Origin of the sequence: Priestia sp. SIMBA_032 (genome assembly GCF_046535215.1) — a bacterium.
GTDB lineage: Bacteria > Bacillota > Bacilli > Bacillales > Bacillaceae_H > Priestia > Priestia aryabhattai.
This window is the reverse complement of the sequence record NZ_JAWRXD010000670.1, coordinates 1-271: the sequence shown is the minus strand read 5'-3', so window position 1 is coordinate 271 and position 271 is coordinate 1. Positions and strand designations below refer to the sequence as shown.

Genomic DNA, 271 nt, shown 5'->3' with positions numbered 1-271 from the left:
GAGTTATTTCTAGAAATGTATGATCACTTGAACAGCTTGAAAGAAGAATATATGGAGCAAGGGATGAATGAAAAAGAAGCGATTTATAAAGCGATTCAAAGTTTTGGAGAATCAAAAGTTATTGGCGTAGAGATTAATAAATCGGTATACGAAGTTCCTAGGCCATTAAAGGTATTATCAAAAATTTTATGTATTCCTTATATAATCATTTGTTTTATTGTCTTTTTAGGAACGTTTATTTCGACTTCTACATTTGACTCTGTTCGCAGTT

At 30.6% G+C, this 271-nt stretch carries 1 protein-coding gene; it reads left to right on the top strand.

The window, feature by feature from the left end; translation table 11 throughout:
* Positions 1-271 (top strand): permease prefix domain 1-containing protein (locus SB717_RS35940; protein WP_410907764.1); only part of this gene is annotated, 271 nt, incomplete at both ends.